Raw genomic sequence first — 1152 nt, forward strand, 5'->3', positions numbered from 1 at the left:
CTAGTACTGCAACGGCAGTCGCGGCGTGTCGTGAGAGGCTGATCGATGTCGGGCGGTGATGATCACCGTGTGGTCGATCTTGCTGGGTGGGTGTCGAGGTTGGACACGGTCACGGGGTTGATCGGGCGGCGGTTCACCAGGTCCGAGCCCAGGGCTCGGGCCGGTGTCTATGTGCGTGGGCTGCTCGCCGGGCTCGAGCGCAAGAACGGCTGGACGCTGGCCGAGCACGCGGGAGCCCGGACGCCGGACGGGATGCAGCGGCTCCTCCGGACCGCGGACTGGGACGTCGAGGGCGTGCGCGACGACGTGCGGGGCTATGTCGTCGAGGAGCTGGGCGATCCGGCGTCGGGGGTGTTCGTGGTCGACGAGACCGGGTTCATCAAGAAGGGCCTGCGCTCGGCCGGGGTTCAGCGCCAGTACACCGGCACCACCGGGAAGATCGACAACTGTCAGCTGGGGGTGTTCCTGGCCTACGCCTCGGCCAAGGGCCGGGCGTTGATCGACCGGGAGCTCTACCTGCCGACATCGTGGACCGTGGACCCCGACCGCTGTGCGCGGGCAGGCATCCCGGAGGGGACCGGGTTCGCGACGAAACCGCAGCTCGGGGTCGCCATGCTCGCCCGCGCCTGGCGTGGCGGGCAGCTCACGAGCGGGTCCTGGGCGACCGCGGACGAGGCCTACGGGCAGAACCCGACCTTCCGGAACTGGCTGGCCGACCACGAGATCCCGTTCGTGCTGGCCACCCGCAACGACGACATGCTGACCAGCCCGGACGGGCACCGCCGCCGAGCTAAGGTCCTTGCCACGATCGCTGGGGCCCGTGACCGCGACACCGGCTGCGACGGGTGGGAGCGGCGCTCGATCGGCGCCGGCGCGCACGGGGAACGGATCTATGACTGGACCGCGGTCGCCCTCGACACCGCCGGGCTCCCGGACGGCTGGGGACATTGGCTACTCGTCCGCCGCCAGACCGATCCGAGTCCGGGCAAGACGGTGCGTGAGCTGGCGTTCTACCGCTGCGCCGCACCGGCGGCGACCCCGCTACGCGAGTTGGTCCGAGTGGCCGGGGCCCGGTGGGCGATCGAGGAATGCTTCCAGACCGCGAAGAACGACGCCGGTCTCGATCACTATCAGGTCCGGTCCTTCCGAGCC

At 70.6% G+C, this 1152-nt stretch carries 1 protein-coding gene; it reads left to right on the forward strand.

Annotated features, from left to right (window positions below; all coding sequences use genetic code 11):
• Positions 1-45: 45 nt before the first annotated feature.
• A partial coding sequence (locus tag TOK_RS23000; RefSeq protein ID WP_141566508.1) for an IS701 family transposase occupies positions 46-1152 on the forward strand: 1107 nt, incomplete at its 3' end.

Origin of the sequence: Pseudonocardia sp. N23 (assembly GCF_002583555.1) — a bacterium.
In the GTDB taxonomy this organism is placed as follows: Bacteria; Actinomycetota; Actinomycetes; order Mycobacteriales; family Pseudonocardiaceae; genus Pseudonocardia.